Source organism: Micromonospora foliorum, from assembly GCF_022229015.1.
Classification (GTDB): domain Bacteria; phylum Actinomycetota; class Actinomycetes; order Mycobacteriales; family Micromonosporaceae; genus Micromonospora; species Micromonospora foliorum.
Genome location: NZ_JAKKFF010000530.1, coordinates 1 through 2,448, shown reverse-complemented (window position 1 = coordinate 2,448; position 2,448 = coordinate 1). Strand labels below are relative to the sequence as shown.

The following is a 2,448-nucleotide window of genomic DNA, read 5'->3' as shown; positions in this document are numbered from 1 at the left end:
CGGCGGCGGCCCGCTCCCGGTCACCCACCCGGGCCGCGGTACGCGCGGCGGCGCTGAGCACCGGCCAACCCTCCCGGGGCAGCTGCGGCAGGCTCTCGTCGACCACCGCGACGCGGGCCGCCCGTACCGCCTCGATCTTGTCGTCCGCGGCCAGCGCCGCCTCGATCGCCAGCTCGTGCAGGGGCAGGCGGTGGTTCGGCCACAGGTACGGCCGACCGAGGAAGGTGAGCGCCCTGTCGACCAGCTCGTCGGCGCCCGGATGGGCGCGGGCCAACCGCAGCCCGGCGGCCAACTGGAGCCAGTGCAGTCCGGTGACACCGGACAGGTCGATCCGGGCGGCCTCCGCGCAGACCGCCTCGGCCTCGTCCCACCGACCCAGCGCGATGAGCGCCTCGGCCCGGTTGGAGAGCAGGTACGCCCCGGTGGAGCGGCTGATCCCCACCCGTCGCGCCTCGGCCACACCGGCCTCGGCGGCCTGCGCGGACTCGGCGTAGCGGCCCAACTCGCAGAGCATGTCCGACTCGAACACCATGGCGAGCACCAGGGTCGGCGCGTCCCCCGCCGCTCGGGCGGCGGCGGCCGCCTGGCCCAGCTCGGCCAGGCCCCCGGTCAGGTCCCGCTCGCCGTGGCAGAGCAGCGCGATCCGCGTCGACAGCAGGGCCACGTTCACCCCGAACGCCTCGGCGTCGGTGGCCGCCTCGGCTGCCACCCGGGCCGCCTTCTGCGGGTCGAACCTGACCAGGTGGGTGGCGATGTCGGCGAGCAGCCGGACCCGCTCCGCGCCGGGCGGGCCACCGGCCGCCAGCCGGTACGCCTCATCCAACTCGCGGCTGCCGTCGCTCTTGCCGAGCAGGGCCATCAGTCGACCCCGCTGGTCCAGCAGGCGGGCGGCGCGCAGCGGCGCGGCGTCGGCGTCCACCTCGGCCAGCCCGGCCCGGGTCAGGGTGATGGCCCGACTGAAGTCGCCGGCGGTGACCGCGGCGTCCAGGGTCTGCTCCAGCAACGCCAGGTGGTCCATGCCGAGCAGGTCGGCGGCGTCCGGCACCAGCTCCCACAACTCCAGCGCCCGCTCCAGCAGTCGGCGCTGCTCGGCGTACGCGTACCGGTCGGCGGCGGCGCCCGCAGCGGCTCGTGCGGCGACCAGGGCACGCGGGTGGTCGTGCGCGGCGTACCAGTGGTGGGCGATCTCGGCCGGGGCCCGGCCGGCGGCGACCAGGTGCGGCTGGGCCTCGATGGCGGCGGCGAAGCGGGCGTGCAGCCGGGCGTGCTCACCGGGCAGCAACTCGTCGTGCACCGCCTCGCGGACCAACGCGTGTCGGAACTCGTAGTCCCCGTCTCGGTCGGCCACCACCAACTGGGCGGCGACGGCGGCGCGCAACGCGTCCTCCAGCTCGGCCTCGGGCAGCCCGGCGACCTCGGCGAGCAGGTCGTGGGCGAAACGGGTGCCACCGGCGGCCGCGATCCGCAACACTCGCTGGGTCGGCTCGGGGAGCCGGTCCACCCGGGCCAGCAGCAGGTCACGCAACGTCTCCGGGAGCGCCGCGCAGCCGATCGGGTCACCGGCGACGGCCAACTCCTCGATGAAGAAAGGGTTGCCCTGGGTGCGGTCGTGGACATCGTCGACGGCACGGGCGAGCGGCTCGGCGCCGAGCAGGTCGGTGAGGATCGCGGCGGTGCCGTCGCGGTCCAGGCGGCCCAGCTCGACCCGCTCCACCCCACGGGCCCGATCCAGCTCGGCGAGGAACGGGCGCAGCGGGTGCCCGCGCTGCAACTCGTCCGTACGGTAGGTGCAGATCAGCAGCAGCCGGCCCGGCCTCGCCGCCCGGACGAGGAAGCCGATGAGGTCGCGGGTGGAGCGGTCGGCCCAGTGCAGGTCCTCGATGATCAGGACCAGCGGGCGGGCGTCGGCCAGCCGCTGGAACAGCTCGGCGACCAGGTCGAACAGGTAACCGCGCGGGGCATCGCTGAGCGGGACGGCACGCGGGGTGGTCAGCGTCGCGGAGGCGCGGCCCAACTCCGGCAGGAGCGGGGCGAACTCCGCCTCGTAGCCGGCGAAGACCTCGGGGCCGTCGGCGCGGAGCACCGCGCGCAACGCGGCGGCGAATGGGGCGAACGGCAGACCCGCCTCACCCAACTCCAGGCACTGGCCGACGAGCACCCGCGCCGCGCCGTCGGTGGCCCAGCCGGCGAACTCCTCCAGCAGCCGGGTCTTACCCACGCCCGCCTCGCCGCCGACCAGCACGGTGGTCGGCTCCCCGGCCCGCGCCCGGCCCAGGGCGTCCCGCAGTGCCGCAGTCTCGCGGTGACGCCCGACGAGGACGGAACTGGCGGCGCGTACGGTCACGTGTTCGAGCATGCCATGGCGACCCGCACCGCCGACCCCGCCGACCGGCCGGCGGCCGGTCGGCGGGGTCGGATCGGGTCGAGCCGCCACCCCGGCGGGCGCGG

1 protein-coding gene is annotated in these 2,448 nt (G+C 76.1%); it reads right to left on the bottom strand.

Annotated features, from left to right (window positions below; all coding sequences use genetic code 11):
* Window positions 1-2,344 (bottom strand): ATP-binding protein (locus tag PSH25_RS29480; RefSeq protein ID WP_238662118.1); only part of this gene is annotated, 2,344 nt, incomplete at its 3' end.
* Window positions 2,345-2,448 lie beyond the last annotated feature (104 nt).